The organism is Clostridium sp. TJA085 (genome assembly GCF_058310235.1).
Genome location: NZ_JBZEEZ010000001.1, coordinates 977687 through 999528, shown reverse-complemented (window position 1 = coordinate 999528; position 21842 = coordinate 977687). Strand labels below are relative to the sequence as shown.

24 protein-coding genes are annotated in these 21842 nt (G+C 26.6%); 16 read left to right on the top strand and 8 right to left on the bottom strand.

Annotated features, from left to right (window positions below; translation table 11 throughout):
- Window positions 1-125 precede the first annotated feature (125 nt).
- From AC4FQW_RS05190 to AC4FQW_RS05175, 4 genes are all read right to left on the bottom strand, one after another.
- On the bottom strand, window positions 126-914 hold the full coding sequence (locus AC4FQW_RS05190) for an ABC transporter permease (RefSeq protein WP_303130377.1): 789 nt from the start codon (window positions 912-914) through the stop codon (window positions 126-128).
- Window positions 910-1677: an ABC transporter ATP-binding protein gene (locus tag AC4FQW_RS05185; RefSeq protein WP_303130364.1), complete on the bottom strand. Its 768-nt coding sequence runs from the start codon at window positions 1675-1677 to the stop codon at window positions 910-912. Before AC4FQW_RS05185 ends, AC4FQW_RS05190 begins: the two co-directional genes overlap by 5 nt.
- 78 nt (window positions 1678-1755) lie before the next feature.
- The gene (locus AC4FQW_RS05180) at window positions 1756-2772 is read right to left on the bottom strand and encodes an ABC transporter substrate-binding protein (RefSeq protein ID WP_303130363.1); all 1017 of its coding nucleotides are present in this window, start codon (window positions 2770-2772) and stop codon (window positions 1756-1758) included.
- 81 nt (window positions 2773-2853) lie between these two features.
- Window positions 2854-3825, bottom strand: a complete 972-nt coding sequence (locus AC4FQW_RS05175) for an acyltransferase family protein (RefSeq protein ID WP_491147643.1) — start codon at window positions 3823-3825, stop codon at window positions 2854-2856.
- A 144-nt stretch (window positions 3826-3969) separates the two neighbouring features.
- Between AC4FQW_RS05175 and ppaX the strand changes: the two genes are divergently transcribed.
- From ppaX to AC4FQW_RS05160, 3 genes are read left to right on the top strand one after another with little or no spacing between them, the layout of a single operon-like run.
- Window positions 3970-4605 (top strand): pyrophosphatase PpaX, encoded by a 636-nt coding sequence (ppaX, locus tag AC4FQW_RS05170; RefSeq protein ID WP_491147641.1) that lies wholly within the window; start codon window positions 3970-3972, stop codon window positions 4603-4605.
- Window positions 4606-4617: 12 nt separating this feature from the next.
- Entirely contained in the window at window positions 4618-4956 is a 339-nt protein-coding gene (locus AC4FQW_RS05165; RefSeq protein ID WP_491147640.1) for an arsenate reductase family protein, read from the top strand.
- 2 nt (window positions 4957-4958) lie between these two features.
- Window positions 4959-5624 carry a flavin reductase family protein gene (locus AC4FQW_RS05160; protein WP_491147638.1) on the top strand — a complete coding sequence of 222 codons (666 nt, stop codon included), beginning with the start codon at window positions 4959-4961 and terminating at the stop codon, window positions 5622-5624.
- Between the two features lie 26 nt (window positions 5625-5650).
- Here the strand turns inward: AC4FQW_RS05160 and AC4FQW_RS05155 are convergent, their stop codons facing one another.
- Complete coding sequence (locus AC4FQW_RS05155) at window positions 5651-6973, bottom strand: D-alanyl-D-alanine carboxypeptidase family protein (protein WP_491147636.1); 1323 nt, start codon at window positions 6971-6973, stop codon at window positions 5651-5653.
- 174 nt (window positions 6974-7147) lie between these two features.
- Here AC4FQW_RS05155 and AC4FQW_RS05150 point away from each other — a divergent pair, with 174 nt between their 5' ends.
- Window positions 7148-7900 (top strand): polysaccharide deacetylase family protein, encoded by a 753-nt coding sequence (locus AC4FQW_RS05150; RefSeq protein WP_491147635.1) that lies wholly within the window; start codon window positions 7148-7150, stop codon window positions 7898-7900.
- Between the two features lie 25 nt (window positions 7901-7925).
- Here the strand turns inward: AC4FQW_RS05150 and AC4FQW_RS05145 are convergent, their stop codons facing one another.
- Window positions 7926-8654 carry a type 1 glutamine amidotransferase gene (locus AC4FQW_RS05145; protein WP_491147633.1) on the bottom strand — a complete coding sequence of 243 codons (729 nt, stop codon included), beginning with the start codon at window positions 8652-8654 and terminating at the stop codon, window positions 7926-7928.
- Between the two features lie 16 nt (window positions 8655-8670).
- Entirely contained in the window at window positions 8671-10026 is a 1356-nt protein-coding gene (locus AC4FQW_RS05140; protein ID WP_491148161.1) for a MurT ligase domain-containing protein, read from the bottom strand.
- A gap of 254 nt (window positions 10027-10280) precedes the next feature.
- Here AC4FQW_RS05140 and manA point away from each other — a divergent pair, with 254 nt between their 5' ends.
- From manA to AC4FQW_RS05105, 7 genes are all read left to right on the top strand, one after another.
- Complete coding sequence (gene manA / locus AC4FQW_RS05135; RefSeq protein ID WP_303130345.1) at window positions 10281-11258, top strand: mannose-6-phosphate isomerase, class I; 978 nt, start codon at window positions 10281-10283, stop codon at window positions 11256-11258.
- 167 nt (window positions 11259-11425) lie between these two features.
- Window positions 11426-12286 (top strand): undecaprenyl-diphosphate phosphatase, encoded by an 861-nt coding sequence (locus tag AC4FQW_RS05130; RefSeq protein ID WP_303128907.1) that lies wholly within the window; start codon window positions 11426-11428, stop codon window positions 12284-12286.
- 308 nt (window positions 12287-12594) lie between these two features.
- The gene (locus tag AC4FQW_RS05125) at window positions 12595-13695 is read left to right on the top strand and encodes a 6-phosphofructokinase (RefSeq protein WP_303128904.1); all 1101 of its coding nucleotides are present in this window, start codon (window positions 12595-12597) and stop codon (window positions 13693-13695) included.
- Between the two features lie 138 nt (window positions 13696-13833).
- Complete coding sequence (locus AC4FQW_RS05120; protein WP_303128902.1) at window positions 13834-14613, top strand: serine hydrolase; 780 nt, start codon at window positions 13834-13836, stop codon at window positions 14611-14613.
- A 132-nt stretch (window positions 14614-14745) separates the two neighbouring features.
- Window positions 14746-14889, top strand: coding sequence for a spore coat associated protein CotJA (locus AC4FQW_RS05115; protein WP_303128901.1), 144 nt, complete (start codon window positions 14746-14748; stop codon window positions 14887-14889).
- Between the two features lie 22 nt (window positions 14890-14911).
- Complete coding sequence (locus AC4FQW_RS05110) at window positions 14912-15163, top strand: spore coat protein CotJB (protein ID WP_303128900.1); 252 nt, start codon at window positions 14912-14914, stop codon at window positions 15161-15163.
- A gap of 12 nt (window positions 15164-15175) precedes the next feature.
- Window positions 15176-15745, top strand: coding sequence for a manganese catalase family protein (locus AC4FQW_RS05105; protein WP_303128898.1), 570 nt, complete (start codon window positions 15176-15178; stop codon window positions 15743-15745).
- Window positions 15746-15802: 57 nt separating this feature from the next.
- Here AC4FQW_RS05105 and AC4FQW_RS05100 read toward each other — a convergent pair whose 3' ends face one another.
- The gene (locus tag AC4FQW_RS05100) at window positions 15803-16729 is read right to left on the bottom strand and encodes a polysaccharide deacetylase family protein (RefSeq protein WP_491147630.1); all 927 of its coding nucleotides are present in this window, start codon (window positions 16727-16729) and stop codon (window positions 15803-15805) included.
- Between the two features lie 370 nt (window positions 16730-17099).
- Here AC4FQW_RS05100 and AC4FQW_RS05095 point away from each other — a divergent pair, with 370 nt between their 5' ends.
- The 5 genes from AC4FQW_RS05095 to pyrF all read left to right on the top strand — a co-directional run bounded on the left by AC4FQW_RS05095 (window position 17100) and on the right by pyrF (window position 21835).
- Window positions 17100-18137, top strand: coding sequence for a TDT family transporter (locus AC4FQW_RS05095; RefSeq protein ID WP_303128896.1), 1038 nt, complete (start codon window positions 17100-17102; stop codon window positions 18135-18137).
- Between the two features lie 249 nt (window positions 18138-18386).
- Window positions 18387-19310, top strand: coding sequence for an aspartate carbamoyltransferase (gene pyrB, locus AC4FQW_RS05090; protein WP_491147629.1), 924 nt, complete (start codon window positions 18387-18389; stop codon window positions 19308-19310).
- A 1-nt stretch (window position 19311) separates the two neighbouring features.
- Entirely contained in the window at window positions 19312-19737 is a 426-nt protein-coding gene (locus AC4FQW_RS05085) for an aspartate carbamoyltransferase regulatory subunit (RefSeq protein ID WP_303128893.1), read from the top strand.
- Window positions 19738-19752: 15 nt separating this feature from the next.
- Window positions 19753-20949 (top strand): dihydroorotase, encoded by a 1197-nt coding sequence (locus AC4FQW_RS05080; RefSeq protein WP_303128889.1) that lies wholly within the window; start codon window positions 19753-19755, stop codon window positions 20947-20949.
- Between the two features lie 13 nt (window positions 20950-20962).
- Window positions 20963-21835 (top strand): orotidine-5'-phosphate decarboxylase, encoded by an 873-nt coding sequence (pyrF, locus tag AC4FQW_RS05075; protein ID WP_491147626.1) that lies wholly within the window; start codon window positions 20963-20965, stop codon window positions 21833-21835.
- The last annotated feature ends 7 nt before the right edge of the window (window positions 21836-21842 follow it).

The following is a 21842-nucleotide window of genomic DNA, read 5'->3' as shown; positions in this document are numbered from 1 at the left end:
ATAAATAAATATAGAGAATTTATAATTTGTAAACACTGTAAATCCTCTATATTTCAGTATGAAATGGTTATCTATTGTAAATAAAGTATAAGAAAAAATAAAAGTGAATATATTGTTAATAATTTTTATGAGTGTTTAATATACTTATTTTCTAGCAAAGCTACCAATTTATACATTATAAAAGCAATTAAAGATAAAATTACTATACTCATCATAACCATATCAAGTTGAGATATTTGTCCACCAAATATAATTAAGAACCCAAGACCTTCTCTTGCAACTAAAAATTCTCCCATTATAACACCAACCCATGAAAGACCAACATTTATTTTAAGAGAAGATATTAATACTGGAATATTATATGGGAAAATTAAATATTTAAGTTTTTGAATTTTTGAAGCTTGGAAGGTATCCATAAGAAGTAATTTTTCTTTATCTATTTCATTAAAGCCTGTTAATACACTTATTATAGTTGTAACTAAGGATATTAATAGAGTAATAACAATTATAGCACTTGGTCCATTTCCAACCCAGAATATAATTATTGGAGCTAATGCAACTTTAGGTAATGCATTTAATACAACTAAATAAGGGTCTAAAACTTTAGAGGTTAAAGGACACCACCATAATATTATTGCAATAAAGGTTCCAAGTAGTGTACCAAGTAAGAAACCAACAATAGTTTCAGCACAAGTAACATATATATGTCTCCATAAAGTTCCATTTGATATAAAACCTATAAGAGAGCTAATCATTCTACTAGGAGATGATGTTAAAAATGGATCTATCCATTTAAAATCAGCAGCAATTTCCCATAGTATAATGAAAAATAATAAAATACCAATTCTTAAAAGAGTAACTTTTAATTTTTCTCTTTTTAAACTTTTTATATAATTTTCATGTTCATTACTAATCATTATAATCATCAAGCTCCTTCCATAATAAATCAAAGTATTCTTTAAATTCATTTTCTTTTCTTCTATTAAAAGGAGTTAAATTATTATTTTTAAAAGATATATTAATTTCTTTTTTTACTAAAGCTGGTCTTTTAGTTAATACAATTATTCTATTTGATATAGATACTGCTTCAGCTATATCATGAGTTACCATTATTGCTGTTTTTCCTTCTTGCTTTATTATACTAAACATTTCATCACATATATTAAGACGTGTTTGATAATCTAAAGCAGAAAATGGCTCATCAAGAAATAAAACTTTAGGATTCAATGCAAGAGTCCTAATAAGAGCAACTCTTTGTCTCATACCACCTGATAATTCGGTTGGTTTATGATCTTTAAATTTAGTTAATTCATAATTTGATAGTAAGGTTTCAACTCTAGCTATTGTTTCATCATTAAGAAGACCTTTTATTTTTAATCCTAAGGTTACATTATTCCAGACTGATGTCCAATCAAACAAATGATCTTTTTGAAACATATATCCAATTTTATCTAAATTATTTTTTATATTATCTCCATCGAAAGTTACAGTTCCACTAGATTGATTAAGTAATCCACTCATTATATTTAAAAGAGTAGATTTACCACATCCAGAAGGACCTAATATACTTAGAAAATCTTTATCATTTACATCAAAGCTAACATCTTTTATTGCTTCTGTTTCTGTCTTTAAAGAATGATAGCACATTCTTATATTTTTAACTTCTAATAATGCCATAAATTTCACCACCTTATTAAATATATGTATTAAGAGGATAGCTAAAATTAAATTAATAATCTATCCTCTTTATAAATTTTATTTATTTACAACTTTTTCTGCGAAAGAGTTATTTACTATATCAGTAAATGGTGGACGAGTTTCTATTAATGATTTATCATAATCACTAATAACATCCATAAGATGATTTAAACCTTCTTCACTTATGATAGGATTATCATATAAAGCATCAATTTCTTTATAGTTATTTATAACAGAAATAATTATATCTTTGTCAGTTCCAGGGAAGAAGGAAATTATAGAATCAGATATTTCTTCTGAAGAATGTTCTTTAAACCAAGTTTGACCTTTATATATAGCTCTAGTAAATTTTTCTATAACATCTGGATTATTTTCTATATATGATTTAGTTGCAAAGAAAGAAGTATAAGGCATTTCACCAGAGGATTGTCCAATAGATGCAACTATTTTTCCGCTACCTTCTTTTTCAAGCATTGATGCTGTAGGTTCGAATAATGCAACATAATCTGCAGCTCCAGATTTAAATGCTCCAGATGTTGCAGTAAAATCTATATTAGTTACCATAGTGACATCTTTATTAGGTACGATATTATTTTTATTTAAAACATACTCTAAAGCCATTTCAGGAACACCACCAGGTCTTCCACCTATTATTTTTTTACCTTTTAATGATTTCCAATCAAAATCTTTTTCATCTGACTTGGACACTAAAAAAGAGCCATCACGTTTAGTAAGTCCTGCAAAAACAACAGGAAAATCTTCGCGACCTTGATTATAGATATATACAACTTGCTCAGGACCACAGAATCCTATGTCTGCATTTTTAGATAAAACATTTTGCATTACTTTATCAGCACCTTGACCAGTAGATAAATCTATATTTAATCCTTCTTCTTCAAAGAAACCTTCATTTATTGCAACGTACATAGGAGCATAAAAAACAGAACGTACAACTTCATTAAGTTTAATAGTTTTTAAATTAGATTGATTATCTTCTTTTTTACATCCAATTAATGAAATACATAAAGATAATATTAAAGTACATAAAAGTATTAGTTTAGATTTAAATTTCATAAAGCATCCCTTCTAAAATATTTGTGTATGATTTATAGTATGACAAATTGTGATATAATGTTAAATTAAAAAAAGACCAAATTAAAGAATTTTGGTCTTTCTTGTATTAATAAAAATTTTAAAATTAAGATAAAATTCAGATATAGTTATTGTAAGTAAAACTATTAATAGTTCAGATATAATAAGAGTTATTATATTATCGTATTTTGTGTAACCATATCCAATTAAAATATAACTAATAGCGCCGTGGAGAAGATATAATATTAATGAGTTTCTTCCAAGTGAAGATATAATAGTTTTTCTTTCAGGAATTAAACATAAAATGAATGATCCAATTATTAAAGAGCCTAAATAATGAAAACACCTAATAAATAATGGAAAAAATAGATTATCTGAAAAATTACTATAAGGCTCAAATTCAAATAAAAGTTCTATTTCTATTTTATTTGATAAAATATATAATACAAATAAAATAATACAAGATACTATTAAAAGTTTAAATTTATGCTTTTTAAGAATATCTATATAATTTTTATTAAAAGACATTCCTAAAATGAAAAATGGAAAGAAAAATAATGTTCTAGAAAGGCTTCCAACACTATTTACGCTATTATCAAACCCAATAATTAATGAAACTAAAATAGAACATATAATCCACTTTTTTTTATTTGTTACATAATCAGATAAAATATACCAACATGTTAAAGATAATAAATACCAAAGAGTCCATTGTGAATGCATAAATTCAAATTCATAACCTTCATTGCCTAAAATATATTTATAAAAAATTATATAGGAAAGTTGCGCTATAATATATAATTTAAATGTATATTTAACTTTTTCAACTGTTGTTCGACTACTAAGCCTAGAGAAGTAGCCAGATACAAAAGTGAATAGAGGCATATGAAACATATAAAGAAAAAGTATAAAATAATGAGTATTTATGTTTTTAGGGTTAGCAAGCTCTAATGAATTTCCTATTATTACAAATAATATAAGAAAACCTTTTAATGTATCAAAATAAAAATCTCTAGATTTAACTGATGTATTCATAAAATCCCTCCCGAAATCTCTTAGGAAATAATAGCATAACCACATATAAAATACAATAAAGCTAATGTGAATTTTATATAGTGTTAGTAATAATATATAATCTTTGATATAATAGCTTTGAATTAAATAGAGAGGATGAAAAAGATGATAAAAGCAGTATTATTTGATTTAGATGGAACCTTACTTGATACTAATGAATTGATATATAAATCTTTTGTTTACACATTTAAAGAAGGATTAAATAGAAATCTTTCTAAAGGTGAAATAACTTCATTTTACGGACAACCTTTAGAAGATACTTTTAAAAATTATATAAATGATAACAACGAAATAGATAGATTAATAAAGATGTATAGAGAATATAATGAAAAAATTCATGATAATATGTGTTATGCATTTGATGAAGTAGAAGAAATGCTACTACAACTTAAAAATAAAGGAATTAAAATAGGTATAGTAACTTCAAAAAGAGAATCTTTGGCAAAAAGGGGTATGGAGATAGCAGGAATATTAAAATATATGGATGTAATAGTTACTCCTGAATGTACTAAAAACCATAAACCACATAGTGAACCAGCGTTATATGCTATAAAAAATTTAAATATAGATCCAAGAGAGGCAATTATGGTAGGAGATAGCAATTTTGATTTAATTTGCGGAAGAGATGCTGGATGTAAAACTTGTGGAGTAAGATATACAGAAATGGATATAAAAAGATTAGAAGGTACAAATCCAGATTATTTTATAAATTCACCTAAAGAAATTTTAGATTTAGTTTAAAAGGAGAAAAAAATGAATATTCAAATATTCGGAAAGAAAAAATGTTTTGATACTAAAAAGGCAGAGAGATATTTTAAAGAAAGAAAAATAAAATATGCATTTATTGATATGAATGAAAAAGGAATTAGTAAAGGGGAATTAAATAGTGTAAAAAATTCTATTTCATTAAATGAGTTAATAAATGAAAAAAGTAAAGATTATAAGTCTTCAAACATAGATAAAATAAGAAGTAGTGATATGAAAATAGAAATATTACTTAAAAATCAAAGCTTAATTAAAACACCTATAGTTAGAAATGGAAAAGATGCTACTGTAGGATATAAACCTGAAATATGGAAGGAATGGGAGTAAAAATGAAAAAGAGAGATTTTAAAGGAAGTGTAGTATTAAACCCAGTTCCTGTAGTATTAATTTCTTCAAGAAATAATGAAGGAAAAGATAATGTTTTTACAGTTGGATGGGTTGGAACAGTATGTACTAGGCCACCAATGCTTTCTATATCAATAAGACCAGAAAGGTTATCATATGATTACATAAAAGAAAGTATGGAGTTTGTAGTAAATATACCTCATGCAGGTATGACAAAGGAAGTAGATTTTTGTGGTGTTAGAAGTGGTAAAAAGATTGATAAAATAAAAGAAATGAAATTTACCATGAAAGAATGTAGTAATATAAATGCAGCGTATATTGAAGAATGTCCTATAAATATTGAGTGTAAAGTTAAACAAATAGTATCACTTGGAAGTCATGATATGTTTATATCAGAAGTTTTAAGTTCACATATAAATGAAGAATTGATTGATGAAAAAGGAAAAATTCATTTTGAAAAAGGAGATCTTCTAGCTTACTGTCATGGAGAGTATTATAAATTACCTAGAAAATCGCTAGGTTCTTTTGGATATTCAGTAATGAAAAAGAAGAATAAACAAGATAAAAAAGATGAAAAATTAATTTTAAATAAAAAAAGTAAAAAGAATAAAAATAGTTTAATTAAAAAGAAAAAGTTAAATAAAAAATAAAAAAGAGAGATTAACTCTCTTTTTTATTATCTTCTAAATCTTTTTTTGTAGCTTTTTCCATAGCTATAACTGCTTCTATAACGTCTTTTATTATAACGTCTTTGGTTAATTAGTCTAATAATAAATATTATTAAAAGAACTATTATAACAATTCCTAAAAGTATTCCTAAATATGCAAATATATTAGCTTTAATTAAAGTAAATGTAGATATTCCAACACTTCCTTTTAATGATTGAGTATATTCTTTAACAGAAAGAGTAAGTGTTAAATTATCATCTGATGCAACAGACCATGCATTGTCATTATTAGAGTTTAATGATATTTCTGCATTTTTTTCATTAAAGCTATTTTTATAAAGCATAGCATTTTCTGATAGAGTTACAGGTGCTTCTATAGTTTTTTCAGGGCCGAAAAATCTAAACATTTTATATTTTAAGTTTACATTCTTTACTTCGCTTCCAGCAACTTTATATACAGAAGGAGTTGCAGCAAAGCTGTAGTTCATTATTTTATCCATATCAGCATATCTTGTCGAATCATCAGCACTTACTGCTGAATTAAGAACAATACCTATAATATCTCTACCATCTCTATTATAAACAGCAGCTAAGCATTCACCAGCTTGATCAGTTGTTCCTGTTTTACCAGCTATATTTCCGTTTTTACCTAATGTTTTATTTCTGTTTGTTAAGTTTACAGTTTTACCACCTATAGATATAGTAGCGTCTTTGCATCCCATTACTTCTTTAACCCATGGATTTGCAAAGGCTGCTTTAGTAAGTAATGCTAAGTCGTAAGCTGTTGAATAATGATCAACATTATGTAATCCATTTGGTGTTACAAAGTGGCTATTTTTCATTCCAATTTCTTGTGCTTTTTTATTCATAAGTTGAGCGAAATTTTGAGCGTTTCCAGCAACAGAATCAGCTATCATATATGCAGCATCATTACCAGAGAACATTAATAAACCCTTCATGACATCATCTGCAGTCATAGTATCTCCAACTTTCATAGTAACTCCATGCCAATTTGAATGTAGCGAATATGGAGGTTGGGATTTAGCATCTTGAGTAAATTTAATTTTATCATATTTTTGTGCATGATCTGCAAAAACTAATGCAGTTAGCAATTTAGTTATACTTGCAGGATATGCTTTTGCATTTGCGTTTTTTGAGTAAATAACCTCGCCTGTTTTTAAATCCATAGTAAGTGCATATTTAGCAGTTATATTAGGATCACTTGATAATTGAGTATCTGCAAATGATTTTATTAATCCTAAAGGAGATAATAAACACATAGCAAAAACAATTACCATTGTTTTAAGTAAAAATCCTTTCTTCTTTAACATTTTTCCACCTCGTTCTAAAATTTTGTCAAAACAATGGACGTACATACAAAAAAGTATAACATTTTATTAAATTAATAACAATAAACAACAGGTTAAAATAGGTATTAAAATTATTAAAATAAAATTAAATAAAAAAATATATTATAGGCATAATAAAGTTAAGGGGGTGATAATATGAAAATGTTTAGAAATACAATTTTAAATTTAGTAATTATATTTATTATGATTTTTAACTTTACAAGTATCAGCACTATGGCCTTAAATTCACAAAATAAAACAGTTTATTTAACTTTTGATGATGGACCTTCTAATGGAAATACAAATAAAATATTAGATATTTTAGAAAAAAATAATATAAAAGCAACTTTTTTTGTAGTTGGTAATAGAATTTCTGCAAATAAATCAATTATAAAAAGAGCAAAAAATTTAAATATGGCAATTTATCCACATTGTAATAATCATGATTATAATAAAATATATTGCAGTAAAAATTCATATTTAAAAGATTTAAATTGTTGTAAAAAAAATATGATAAATATTCTTGGTGAAAACTGTAGTGATTTTAGATTTGTAAGATTACCAGGTGGTGCTACAAATACAGTTTGTAAAAAGGAAGTTTTAAACAATATAAAAAATGAAATAAAATCTCAAAATATAATGTATATAGATTGGAATGTAGATTCAGGAGATGCTGTTGCTAGAAATGTATCAAGCAATATAATAAAAAATAATATGAAAAATTATTCAGGTATATATAATGTTGAAGTAGTTTTAATGCATGATAGTGGAGATAAAGAATCAACAGTAGATACTTTGCAAAGTATAATAAATAATTACAAAAATAAAAATTATAAATTTAAAACATTAAATAACATATCAAAAGAAGAGATAAATTATTTAAAAAAGATAAGAGTAATAAATAATTAAAATAAAAAATAACCATATTATATGGTTATTTTTTTTCATTAAATCTTTTAATAATTGTTTCTTTAGCTTTAAGTTCAAGATCATTATTTAATGGTTCTAGATTAACATTACCATATTTATGTGATAATGCAAGTTCTAATAATTTATCTGCAAGTTCAGGATTTTTTGAAAGTAAAGATCCGTGGAAGTAAGTACAAAATGTATTTTTGTATATACAACCTTCATTTCCATCTTCACCATTGTTTCCATAACCTTCAATACACTTTCCAAGTGGTTTAAGTCCATTTGTATAAGTTCTACCAGAATGATTTTCAAATCCAACATAAGTTTGATTAAATTCATAATTTTTTATTATAGTATTTCCTATAAAACGAGTATCTCCACCTTCTGTATATATATCTAAAATACCAAGACCTTCAAGTTTTTCACCATTAGGTGCTCTATAATAATTACCAAGTAATTGATATCCTCCACAAATAGCAAGTAGAACTTTTGAGTCTTCAACATATTTTGTTAAAGCAGTTTTCTTATTCTTTTTTAAATCTTCAGAAACTATTGATTGTTCATAGTCTTGGCCACCACCAAAGAAAACTATATCATAATTATCCCCATTAAATTCATCATTTATAGAAACATCAAAAACATTGACTTTTATTCCACGGCTTTCAGCTCTAGCTTTAAGTATTAATATATTACCTACGTCACCATAAACATTTAATAAGTCAGGATAAAGATGACAAATATTTAATTCCATAAATATTACCTTCTTTCTACCAAAGTTTATTTATATAACCTTTTGAATGTAGGAACTTTCTATAGTTGATCATTGCTGTATAAGTCGCAAGAACATAAATAGTATCATCATTACATTCTTTGATTTTATTAGTTAAAGCTTCATAATCAGCTTCTATTATAAATTTATCAGAATTAAGTCCGCAAGTTTTAAGTCTTACAGCCATATCATACATTCTCATTCCTGATATAAATATATTGTTAATTGGAAGTGATGGAAGTCTTTCAAAATCAACATCCCATATCCAAGAAACATCTCTTCCATCTGCGTAGTTATCATTTAACATAAATAAGGCAGAGAACGGTTCTTTATTTAAGCATAATGTATCTATTGCTTGATTATATCCAGCTGGATTTTTTACAAGAATTATTTTAACATTTTTACCTTCTAAGTTTATAACTTCTTGTCTACCAAAGCTTGAATCTTGTTTTCCTAAAGATTTTGAAATTATTTTATCAGAAACACCTAAATCTTTTGTTATTGAATAAGCACAAAGTCCGTTATAAATATTATAAGCACCGGATTGACTTATAGTAATTGGTGTTCCATTTATAATTACTCTTGAAAATTCAGGGGTAACTTCAAGTATTTCGTCAACTGCATATTTTAGTTTTGGTCTTTTATATCCACAGCTAGGACAATAAAAATCTCCTAAATGATTATATGTTATAAAATTATATTCATAAGGTGACTTACAGAATTTACAAAACTTTGAATCTGCATTTACATCTAGTTTAGTATCTTTCTGTACTGGAACATTAAATCCATAGAATTCAGTAGGATTTTTAACATCTAGTTTACCAAGTAAAGATTCATCACCATTTAATATAAGTTTAGTTTCAGGAACTTTAACAACACCTTCTAGTATTTTTGTAAGTGTTGTATAAACTTCACCATACCTATCTAGTTGATCTCTAAATAGATTAGTTATAGTTATTATTTCAGGTTTTATGTATTCAGTAATAAATTTAACATTTGCTTCATCTACTTCAATAACTGCATATTTAGATGAATTATCACTAAATTTAAAATTGTCTATAAAACAAGAAACGATTCCAGGAAAAAGATTAGCACCTGTATTATTAGTTATTACTTTAAAGCCATTTTCTTTAAGTATATTAGTAATCATACTAGTGGTTGTTGTTTTACCGTTAGTACCAGTTATTAAGATAACTTTATATCCTTTAGAAACTGTTTTTAAAATATTTCTATCAATTTTTAATGCTATTCTTCCAGGAAAAGTACTTCCTCCTTTTAAAAAGTTTTTTGAAATAAATAGTACTATTTTACTTGAAATAATACTAATAATTGATTTTATATTAATAATAATCACCACCTAGTGTTTAAGTATCTTCTTTATATAAATAATTAATAGTATAACACAAACTATATTATAGCGAAATATTTTAAATATCAATATAATTAATAGAATTATTATTAGATATATAATAAAAATAAAAGAAAATCTAAAATAATTCTTTGAATTTTACAGAAATATATATTTTTTTGCATATGGATTTTTATTTTTTTGTCTGATAGAATAAGAAACAAGAAAGGTTTGACATAAAGATGAGAGGAGATCTTAATATGTACCCAATAAAATTTGAAAATTTATACTATGACAAAATCTGGGGTGGAAGAGATTTTGAAAAATTTAGAACTAACATGCCTGAAGGATTAATAGGTGAAACATGGGATATCGCTTGTCATAGAAATGGAACTGGTATCGTAGAAAATGGTGAATTTAAAGGTATGAAATTTGATGAACTTTTAAATAAGTTAGGCCATAAATTAGTAGGAGATAAAATAGAAGCAGATAAGTTCCCATTATTAATAAAGCTTATTAATGCTAATGATAAATTATCAGTTCAAGTTCATCCAGGGGATGAGTATGCAAGAGAAAAGGATAACGATCTTGGAAAAACTGAAGCTTGGTATGTTGTTGATGCAAAAGAAGGAGCTTCATTAATAGTTGGAACAAAAGATTGTGATAAAAAAATATTTGAAGAAGCAATAAAGAAAGGAGATTTAACTCCTTATTTAAATCAAATTCCAGTTAAAAAAGGTGATATGTTCTACGTAAAAAGTGGATTAGTTCATGCAATTTGTGAAGGGGTAGTAATAGCTGAAATTCAACAAAATAGTGATACTACATATAGAGTTTATGATTATAATAGAGGCAGAGAAATCCATGTAGAAAAAGCTTTAGATGTTATAGATTTTTCATTAAAAGGTGAAAATATAAAAGGTATTACAATTCATGAAGATGGATATGATAAAACTGTACTTTGCATAGGTGAATATTTTGCTATAGAAAAATACGAAGTTAAAGAAAGTGCAAAAGAATCAAGTGATAAAAATAGATTCTATTTATTTACATGTGTAGAAGGCAACGGAGAAATTTTATGGAATGATGGTTCTTTAGAAATTAAGATGGGGGACAGTATACTTATACCAGCTCATCTTGGAGAGTATGAACTTAAAGGAAACTTTACGTTATTAAAGAGTTTTGTTCCGGATGTAGAAGAAGAAAAAGAAAAAATATTAGCTCCAGTTTTAAAATAATATTTCAAAAGTTAATAAATTCAGATTAATAAACAAAGAGAGGCTTTTAATAAGGCCTCTTTTATTTTCTTAAAATTAGATTAATTAAATTGTAATATATAGACAAGTCATTATAATAAACTTATAATTAAAAAGTCAGAAATTTTTTAGAAAGTGAGTGAGAATGAGTGGGAATAGATTTGCTATTAATACTTAAGGCAATTATTGTTGCTATAGTAGAAGGTCTAACGGAGTTCGTTCCAGTTTCATCAACAGGACATATGATTCTTGTTGGTAATTTAATAAACTTTACTGGAGCGTTTGCAGATATGTTTACGGTTGTAATACAACTTGGAGCAATACTTGCCGTTGTTGTATTATATTGGACTAAAATAAGCACTAGCGTTGTGGAATTTTTTAAATTTATATTTACTAAAGGAAGAGAAGGAGAAACAGGTTTTAGATTTGGTATTAATGTAATAGTTGGTTCAATACCTGCACTTATAGTGGGATTACTTCTTCATGATAAAATAAAATCATTATTTACTCCAAGAGCTGTAATATATGGATTTATAGTTGGAGGTATACTATTAATAGTTATAGAAAATATTTATAGAAAAAGAAGAGCAAAAGCAAGGGATATTGATGCAATTACACCTAAAGAAGCTTTAATAGTTGGTGTTGCTCAGTGTTTTGCAATGTGGCCTGGAATGTCAAGAAGTGCATCTACAATAATGGGTGGATGGATAGCTGGACTTTCAACACCTGTAGCTGCTGAATTTTCATTTTTCTTAGCAATACCTGCTATGGTAGGTTCAACTGGACTTGATATGTTAAAGTTTGATTATTCAATTATGACAACAACTGATTGGATAGCTTTAGCAGTAGGATTTGTAGTGGCATTTATAGTTGCTCTTATTGTTATGAATAAGTTTGTAAACTACTTAAAGAAGAAACCTATGAGGGTATTTGCAGTTTATAGAATAGTTGTAGGAGTTATACTTGCAGTATTAGTATTTGCTGGATTAATGACTTTACCACCATTATAAAATTAAATAAATAATAAAAAAATCAGTCAAGAATTTTATTTGGCTGATTTTTTTATTATGTAAATATTTATATTTATTAAGATAAAATTTTAAAAATATAATTTTAATATAAAACTAACTTGATTTTTAAAATAATAATAAATTTATCTTTATATAAAGAAAAAAATATGATATCATAAAAATGGTAAATATTTTACTTAAAAGGAAAAATAATCAAAAGGGTTTACTAAAGTTAAATAAGATTTTATAAGTTTAATGTTAAAAAATAGGAGCGGGGAACATTAAAAGAATAGAGGGGGATTTATTAGATGATGAAAAAGGTTAAAAAGATAGCTTTATTAACTGGTGGTGGTGATTGCCCAGGATTAAATGCTGTAATTAGATCTGTAACTAGAGCCGCTATTTTAAATTATGGGTATGAGGTTATAGGATATAAGTTTGGATATAGAGGCCTTTATAAAAATGATTTTATACCATTAACATTAGAATCTGTATCTGGAATACTTCATAGAGGGGGAACTATTCTTTATAGTTCTAATAAGGATAATCTTTTTGATTATGCTATAGAAGAGGATGGTAAATTTATTAAGAAAGATGTTTCAGATGTAGCAGTGGAAAATCTTAAAAAGGAAGGTGTAGATGCTCTTATAGTAATAGGTGGAGATGGAACTTTAACTTCAGCTAGAGATTTTTCAAGAAAAGGAATAAAAGTTATAGGAGTTCCAAAAACTATAGATAATGATTTAGCTTCAACTGATGTAACTTTTGGATTTAATACTGCAATAGATGTTGCAACAGAAGCTTTAGATAGACTTCATACAACTGCTGAATCACATCATAGAATAATGCTTTGTGAGGTAATGGGAAGAGGAGCAGGATGGATAGCATTAGAATCAGGAATTGCAGGATCTGCAGATGTTATATTATTACCTGAGATACCTTATGATATAAATAAAATCGTAGAAAAAATTAATGAAAGAAAAGATGAAGGGAAAATGTTTACTATAATAGTAGTAGCAGAAGGTGCAAAGTCAAAAGATGGAGATGTAGTAATATCAAAAATAGTAGAAGATAGTCCAGATCCAATAAGGTTAGGTGGAATTGGAAATAAATTAGCTGATGATTTAGAAAAAATAATAAAAGACCATGAAGTTAGATGTACTGTTCTTGGACATATTCAAAGAGGTGGAAACACATCAACCTTTGATAGAATATTATCAACAAGATATGGAGTAGCTGCAGTAGAAATGATTAATGAAGGATTATTTGGGAATATGGTTTGTTTAAAAGGTGATAAAATAACATATGATAGTCTAGAAAATGTTATTGGGCAACATACTAAACAAGTTGATCCTAGTTGTGAATTGGTTACAATAGCTAAAAAGATAGGAATATCATTTGGTGATTAATTAATATATATCAAGGGTTTAGCATAATGCTAAATCCTTTAATTATATTTTCAAAATATATGTAAATATGTTATAATTTTATTAACAAAATATTATTAAAATTAAGTTCATACTTAAAATAAAAAGCTGGAGGGTATTATGAAAGAGGTTAAAAGATATTTAGAATCAAGAATTGGTACTTATAGTTTTTTCTTTGAAGATTTAGAAAGTGGATTTGTTTATGGATATAATGAAAACGTTAAAATGACGGCTGCGGGATGTATGAAGCTTCCAATAGCAGTATCTTTAATAAAAGATGTTGAAAGAGGAAAAATAACTTTTATGGATAAGATTAGAATCGATGGTGTCGATAAAGTGTATGGAACAGGAATAATTCATGAATTTAATTCAAGAGATTATACGGTTTTTGAACTTTTAGTGGCTATGCTTATTCAAAGTGATAACACAGCTGCAAATAAAATTATTGATATTATTGGAATGGATAGAATAAATGAAGATATAAGAGAAATGGGATTAGAGAACACTAAATTAAATAGAAAGACTGCGGATGAAAGAACAGGTAAAATTGACATAGAAAATTTAACATCAGCAAAAGACTTATCAAAGATATGGAAGCATCTATACAAAGCAACTTATTTAACCGAAGAAAATAGTACCATGCTTATAGATATTCTCAGAAGACAGCAGATAAAAAATAAATTAGCATTATATATACCTGATGATTTAAAGTATGAAATATCAAGTAAAACTGGAGATAAAACAGGTGTTGAAAATGATACAGCATTAATACAACTTTCTAAAGGAACATTTACCTTTACTGTGTTATCTACAGAAGTTCCAAATAGTGTTTATGGAACTGTTACATTAGCTAAATGTGGAAAGATGATGTGGGATAATATAATTAATAATTGGAATTAATATGTAGATTTCAAAGGAGAATTCTAAATATTTAGAATTCTCTTTTTTGATGAATTAAACATGAAATATGTAACATTTTCTTTTTAACATACATAACATATTAATATATTTATAGAAGAAAGGATGATATGTATGTCTTATTGTGCTAATAAATGTTTTGATTTAGAGTATGCACGTGCATATATATTACCTCAAAAATACGAAAATTTATATTCAGTTTATGAAGGTCTTTGTAGAGGAACTATATTTAAAGATTTATATAAACCTTATAAATAGAAGATAATAGAGAGGTAAAATTATGAAAGAAATTGAATTATTGAATAGTATACAAAAGATACAGTTTTATGCAGTAGAACTAAATCTTTATCTTGATAATTTCCCTAATGATAAAGAAGCTATAAGTGACTATAAAGAAGTTTCTAGAAAGTTAGACGCTTTAATTAGTGAATATGAATTAAAATATGGACCTATAAGAAACTTTGGAGATGCTTATGTGGAAAATCCATTAGAGTGGGTCAATCAACCATGGCCTTGGGAAATTAAATATTAGGAGGATTTAGTTATGTGGTACTATGTTAAGACTTTAGAATATCCTATAAATTTAAAATGTAATGATCTTAGGATGGCAAAATTTTTAATGTCACAATATGGAGGTCCAGACGGTGAATTAAGTGCTGCTCTTAGGTATTTAAATCAAAGATATACAATGCCAACAAATAAAGCTAAAGGCTTATTAACTGATATAGGAACAGAGGAATTAGCTCATGTAGAAATGATTGCTACTATGATTTATCAATTAATGGAAAATGCCTCTATTGAGGATTTGAAAAATGCTGGACTTGCTGCTCATTATACAGATCACGGAAAAGCATTATATTATAGTGATGCTCAAGGAAATCCATGGACAGCAACTTATATTCAAGCAAAAGGTGATGTTATTGCAGATTTAAATGAAGATATGGCAGCTGAACAAAAAGCTAGAGCAACCTATGAATGGCTTATAGATTTGACAGATGATCAAGATATAAAAGAAATATTACGTTTTTTAAGACAAAGAGAAGTTGTTCATTACCAAAGATTTGGTGAAGCATTAATGGATGTTCAAGATAACTATAAATGTAAATATAATTAATTTAGAATAGAAAAATTAAGAGCCTTTGTTAAAGGCTCTTTTTTATATTGTAAAATTTTATTTTATTGTTCTAAACTCAAAACCTTTATCTTTAAAGTATTTAATTATTTCTGGTAGAGCTTTTGTAGTTTCAGCTTTACCATATGTATCATGCATTAGTACTACAATACTATCTGCATCTTTTCCTAGTTCATTAACACTATTTTTTAAATAAGAAACTAGTTCTTTAGAGTTTTTCTTTTTACCTTCTGCATCACCATTTAAAGCATTCCAATCAATATTTCTAATACCTAGTTCCTTCATTTTATTTTTAAAATTTTCTTTACCATTCCAAGAACGATATCCTCCTGGTAATCTTATGATTCTAGTATAAAAGTCTTTTCCTAAAATATCTTTCATTAATTTATCATTCTTTTTTAAATCGGATATTACATTATCAACATTTATTGTTCTAGAAGGATAAAGATAATTATAATTATGACTGTAAGTATGGTTACCTATGGCATGTCCTTCATTAGCAATTTGTTTCAATAAAGCTTTTGATTCATCACTTGCTATGATAGATTTTCCAGTTACAAAAAAAGTTGCTTTAATATCATGTTTTTTTAAAATATTAAGTACTTTTGGAGTATTTGTTGTTGATGGTCCATCATCAAAAGTTAAATAAACAACTTTTTTTCTATCTGTTCTAACGGGATAATGAATAGAACCTTTTATTAATTCATTTGTATTTTTAGAAATAACTAAGGCATCATCTGCGTTAGGATCATCTTTTAATTGTAAGTAGTTATTATTAACTGATCCTTTTTTCACTTCGTTTTTTACTTCATTTTTAATTTCTTGTTTTGTGCCTGTATTTTCTGCTTTGGCAACTTTAGGTTTAGTAGATTTAAAATTTGAAAAATATAATACAGGTATTATAAAAATAAGTAATATTACTAAAATAAAGAATACTATTTTTTTATTTTTATTATTTTCACTCATATTTAATTCTCCTTAGTTAATTTAATTAATTACTTTTAGTATTGTTCTTAATTAAATTTTTATTCGGATATAAAATAATAACAAATATATAATAAAAATTTAAAAAATGTAAATTAATAAATTATAGATATAAGATAATTTCTATGTTAAAATACCTTGTATGTTTTTATTAAAATTGAGATTAATTAATATTAAAATTTAATAAATAATAAATTTAATACTTTACATATTTAAATGGGAAAATATAGATGAATTTTATATAAAATTTTAAAATAAGTAAATACCTATGTTAAATATAAAATATAAATATTTCTCTTATTTGAAATTTGTATATATAATCAATCTTGTAAAGATCAATGGAGGTGTATATATGAAGGTTGAAAATAATTTATTAAATAAATTAGAGAATTATCCAATAGGAATATGCGGTACTTCACTAGGATTAATAACTATTGGATCTGCTTGGCAATTAAATAATATAAAATTTTTTAAGCCAGTAGCAATTATATTTTCAATTATAGCTTTAGCATTAATGTTTTTAAGAATAGTGAAATTTCCAAAGAAAATTTTAGAGGAATTAAAACATCCTGTTTTAGGTAGTTTTTATCCAACTATAGATATGGCTCTTATGTTAATAGCAGCATATTTTTTAGATGTAGCTCCTAAAATAGCAGAAACTGTATGGCTTTTATGTGTAGCAGTACATTTTATACTATTTATAGTATTTTCAATATTTAGATTTAAAAATTTTAAATTAGAAGATATGGTTCCAAGTTGGTTTGTAATATGGATTGGTGTAGTTGTAGCATGCGTTACAAGTCCTGGAATGGGGCATGATAGCTTAGCTAGATTATTATTTTATTTTGGATTTGTATTATATATAATTACATGGCCAATAATGTTATATAGAGTATATAATCATAAAGCTATTGAAGAACATAAACTACCAACAATAGGAGTAATGGCAGCACCTGCAAGTCTTTGTATAGTAGGATATACTTCAGCATTTACAGTTATAAATCCAGTAATACTTTGGGTTTTAGTAATTATATCATTTATAAATTTAATTATAGTTTATAGTTATATAATAGGATTTATAAAGAAAGGATTTGCGCCAACATATGCAGCGTTAACTTTCCCATTAGCTATAAGTGTAATGGCAGCATATAAAGTAAGTAAATATTTAGGAAGTGGCATATGGCAATCTGTATTTAAAACAATAGGTGATATTGAAATATTTATAGGTACAGGTGTTATTTTATATGTTGTATTTAATTTCTTATTATTATTTATTAAAGCAATAAATCCAAGATTAGAAAAAGATTTAGAAAAAGAAGAAAGTTTACTTGAAACAACTGTTAAAGAAGAAATTTTACCAGATTCTGAAGTTGAAGATTTAACAAAATAATAAATAATTACTTCTTTAAATTATTGACAGATTATCTTTTTAGTGGTATTCTTACAAACAAGATAACCTTTAATTTGATCCAGAGAGGTCATTAAGGAAGTAATAGTAATGTAGTTATATATGGGATAATTACGCCTTCCTTAGTATTTAAGGAAGGCTTTTTTTAAAAGCTTTTTTAGACAAGTATATAATTACAAGAACGTATTTCCCTTTAAATTTAACACTGAGAGGTTAAGAAGGAGTGATATTATGTTAAAAGACAGACATTTAATAGATCCTATGGATTTTACTGTAGGTGAATTAGAAGAAATTTTCAATTTAGCACATCAAATTATAGAAAATCCAAAAAAATATTCAAAGATATGTGATGGAAAAATTTTAGCAACTCTATTTTATGAGCCTAGTACAAGAACAAGATTTAGCTTTGAAGCAGCTATGATGAGATTAGGCGGAAATATCTTAGGCTTTTCAGAGCCAAATTCAAGTTCAGCATCAAAAGGTGAAACACTTGCAGATACAATAAAAATGGTATCAATTTATTCAGACATTATAACAATGAGACATCCAAAAGAAGGCTCTGCTAGAGTAGCAAGTATGTATTCAGATGTATCAGTTATAAATGCTGGTGATGGTGGACACCAACATCCAACTCAAACACTAACAGATTTATTAACAATAAAAACATTAAAAGGTAATCTTGAAAATAAAACTATAGGTATATGTGGAGACTTAAAATATGGAAGAACAGTACATTCTTTAATAAAAGCAATGTCAAGATATGAAAACAATAAATTCGTACTGATATCTCCAAAAGAACTTAGAATTCCAGATTATATAAGAGATGAAGTATTAAAGAAAAATAATATAGAATTTAAAGAAGTTGAAAGATTAGAAGATGTAATAGAAGAAGTTGATATTCTTTATATGACAAGAATTCAAAAAGAAAGATTTTTCAATGAAGAAGAATATTTAAGACTTAAAGATAGTTATATTTTAGATATGGAAAAAATGGACCTTGCAAAAGAGGATATGATAGTTATGCATCCACTTCCAAGAGTGAATGAAATTGCTGTAGAAGTTGACGGTGATAAAAGAGCAGCTTATTTTAAGCAAGCTGAGTATGGAATGTATGCAAGAATGGCATTAATATGTAAACTTTTGGGGGTATGTTAATATGTTAGAAATTACAAGTATAAAAAATGGATTAGTTATAGATCACATAAAAGCTGGAGTTGGAATTAAAATATTTAATCATTTAAACCTAGAAAAATCAGATTTAAGTGTAGCCTTAATAATGAATGTCCCAAGTAATAGATCAGGAAAAAAAGATATTATAAAGATTGAAGATATAGAAAAAATAAATTACGAAGTTTTAGCTATGCTTTCTCCTAATGTTACAGTAAATGAAATTAGAAATGAAAAAATAGTTAATAAGATAATACCAGAATTACCTCAAACAGTTGAAGGAATAATAACTTGTGATAATGTAAGATGTATAACAAGTGATGAAAAGTATGTTCCTCAAATATTCAATTTAGTAGATAGAAGCGAAGCTACTTATAAATGTGAATATTGTGATCATATAATGACACTTAAATAAGATGAGGTGTTTAATTTGAATATATTAATAAAAAATGCAAATATAATAGATTCATGTCAAAACTTTTATGGAGATATTTATATAGAAAAAGGGAAAATAAAGGAAATAGGAACAGAAATAAATATAGATGGAGTAGAAGTTATTGATGCTAAAGAATTAACATTAATGCCAGCGTTTATAGATACACATGCACATTTTAGAGATCCAGGACTTACTTATAAAGAAGATTTAGAAACTGGATCAAAGGCTGCATTGAGAGGAGGATATACAGGGGTTTGCCTTATGGGAAATACAAATCCTGTATGTTCTACTAAAGAAGTATTAGATTATGTAAAAGATAAAGAAAAAACTTTAAATCTTATAGACTTACATCAATGTGTAACTATAACAAAAAATTTTGATGGCAAAACAATATCACATCTAGAGTGTTTTAAAAATGATGATAGAGTGAAGGCTATCTCAGATGATGGTGTTGGAGTGTCAGATTCGAGAGTTATGATGGAAGCTATGAAAATTGCAAAAGAAAATAATTGGGTAGTTATGTCTCACGCAGAATCAGGTGAATTTTCAGATATAGATATGAGACTTGCTGAGAATATGATGACTTGGAGAGATATAACATTAGCAAAAGTTACAGGTGCAAAACTTCATATGGCTCATGTAAGTACAAAAGAAGCTATGAAGTATATAATTGATGGAAAATGTGAAGGTGTGAATGTAACTTGCGAGGTAACACCACATCATATAGCGCTTACTAATGATGTAAATAATTATAGAGTTAATCCACCTATAAGAGAACATGAAGATGTAGAATTTTTATTAAAGGCTATAAAGCATGGAGATGTTGATTGTATAGGTACAGATCATGCACCGCATACAAAGAAAGATAAGGAAAATGGATCTCCAGGAATGGTAGGGCTTGAAACTGCATTTCCTATATGTTATACAAAATTAGTTAAGGATGGAATTATTTCGATAAACAAGTTATCAGAAATGATGTCAAGAAATCCAGCTAATATTTTAGGGATGAATAAAGGAAATATTAGTATAGGATTAGATGGAGATGTTGTTTTATTAGATTTAAATAAAGAGATAGTAGTAAATTCAGATGACTTTCAATCAAAGGGGAAAAATACTCCATTTGAAGGAATGAATTTTTATGGAGAAGTTGTAATGACTATAAAAGGTGGAAAAGTTTTATATAAAAAGTAGTGAGGGTCAAATTATGAAAAGTAAGATTATAGATAAATTATATGATAGAGTTTTAGAAAGAGGAGTAGTTTGTGTTGGGCTTGATACAGCACTTGATTATATACCCTCATTTATAAGAGAAGGGAAAAGTGATAAAGAGGCGATTGTTGAATTTAATAAAGCTATCATAGATTCAACAAGAGATGTTGTTGCATGCTTTAAAGTTCAAATAGCATATTATGAAGCTTTAGGTATAGAAGGTTTAAAAGCATACAAAGAAACATTAGAATATCTTAGAAGTTTAGATGAGATAATAATTGCAGATATAAAAAGAGGGGATATAGAAGCAACAGCAAAAATGTATGCTAAAGCTCATTTTGAAGGAGAGTTTGAAGCAGACTTTATAACATTAAATCCTTATATGGGAATGGATAGTATAGCACCATATATTCCATATATAGAAAGTGGAAACAAAGGTATATTTAGTTTAGTAAGAACTTCTAATGAGGGAGCATTTGATATAGAGTATATAAAAGCTAAATCAGGAAGAAATGTTTATGATATAGTTGGAGAAAAAGTCTTACAATTAGGAGAGCCTTTTAAAGGAGAATGTGGATATACACCTATAGGAGGAGTTATAGGTTGTACTCATATAGAAGAAGGTGCAAAAATTAGAGAAAATCTAAAAGATATGTTCTTTTTAATACCGGGATATGGAGCACAAGGTGGAAAAGCTAAAGATGTTGCCATGTATTTAAATAATGGTAATGGAGGAGTTGTAAATTCATCAAGAGGAATTCTTTTAGCATACAAAAATAAAGGTGAAGATGAAAGAAATTTTGCTAAATGTGCAAGAGAAGAAGCGATGAAAATGAGAGATGAGATAAGATTAGCTTGCAACAGATAGGAGGAAA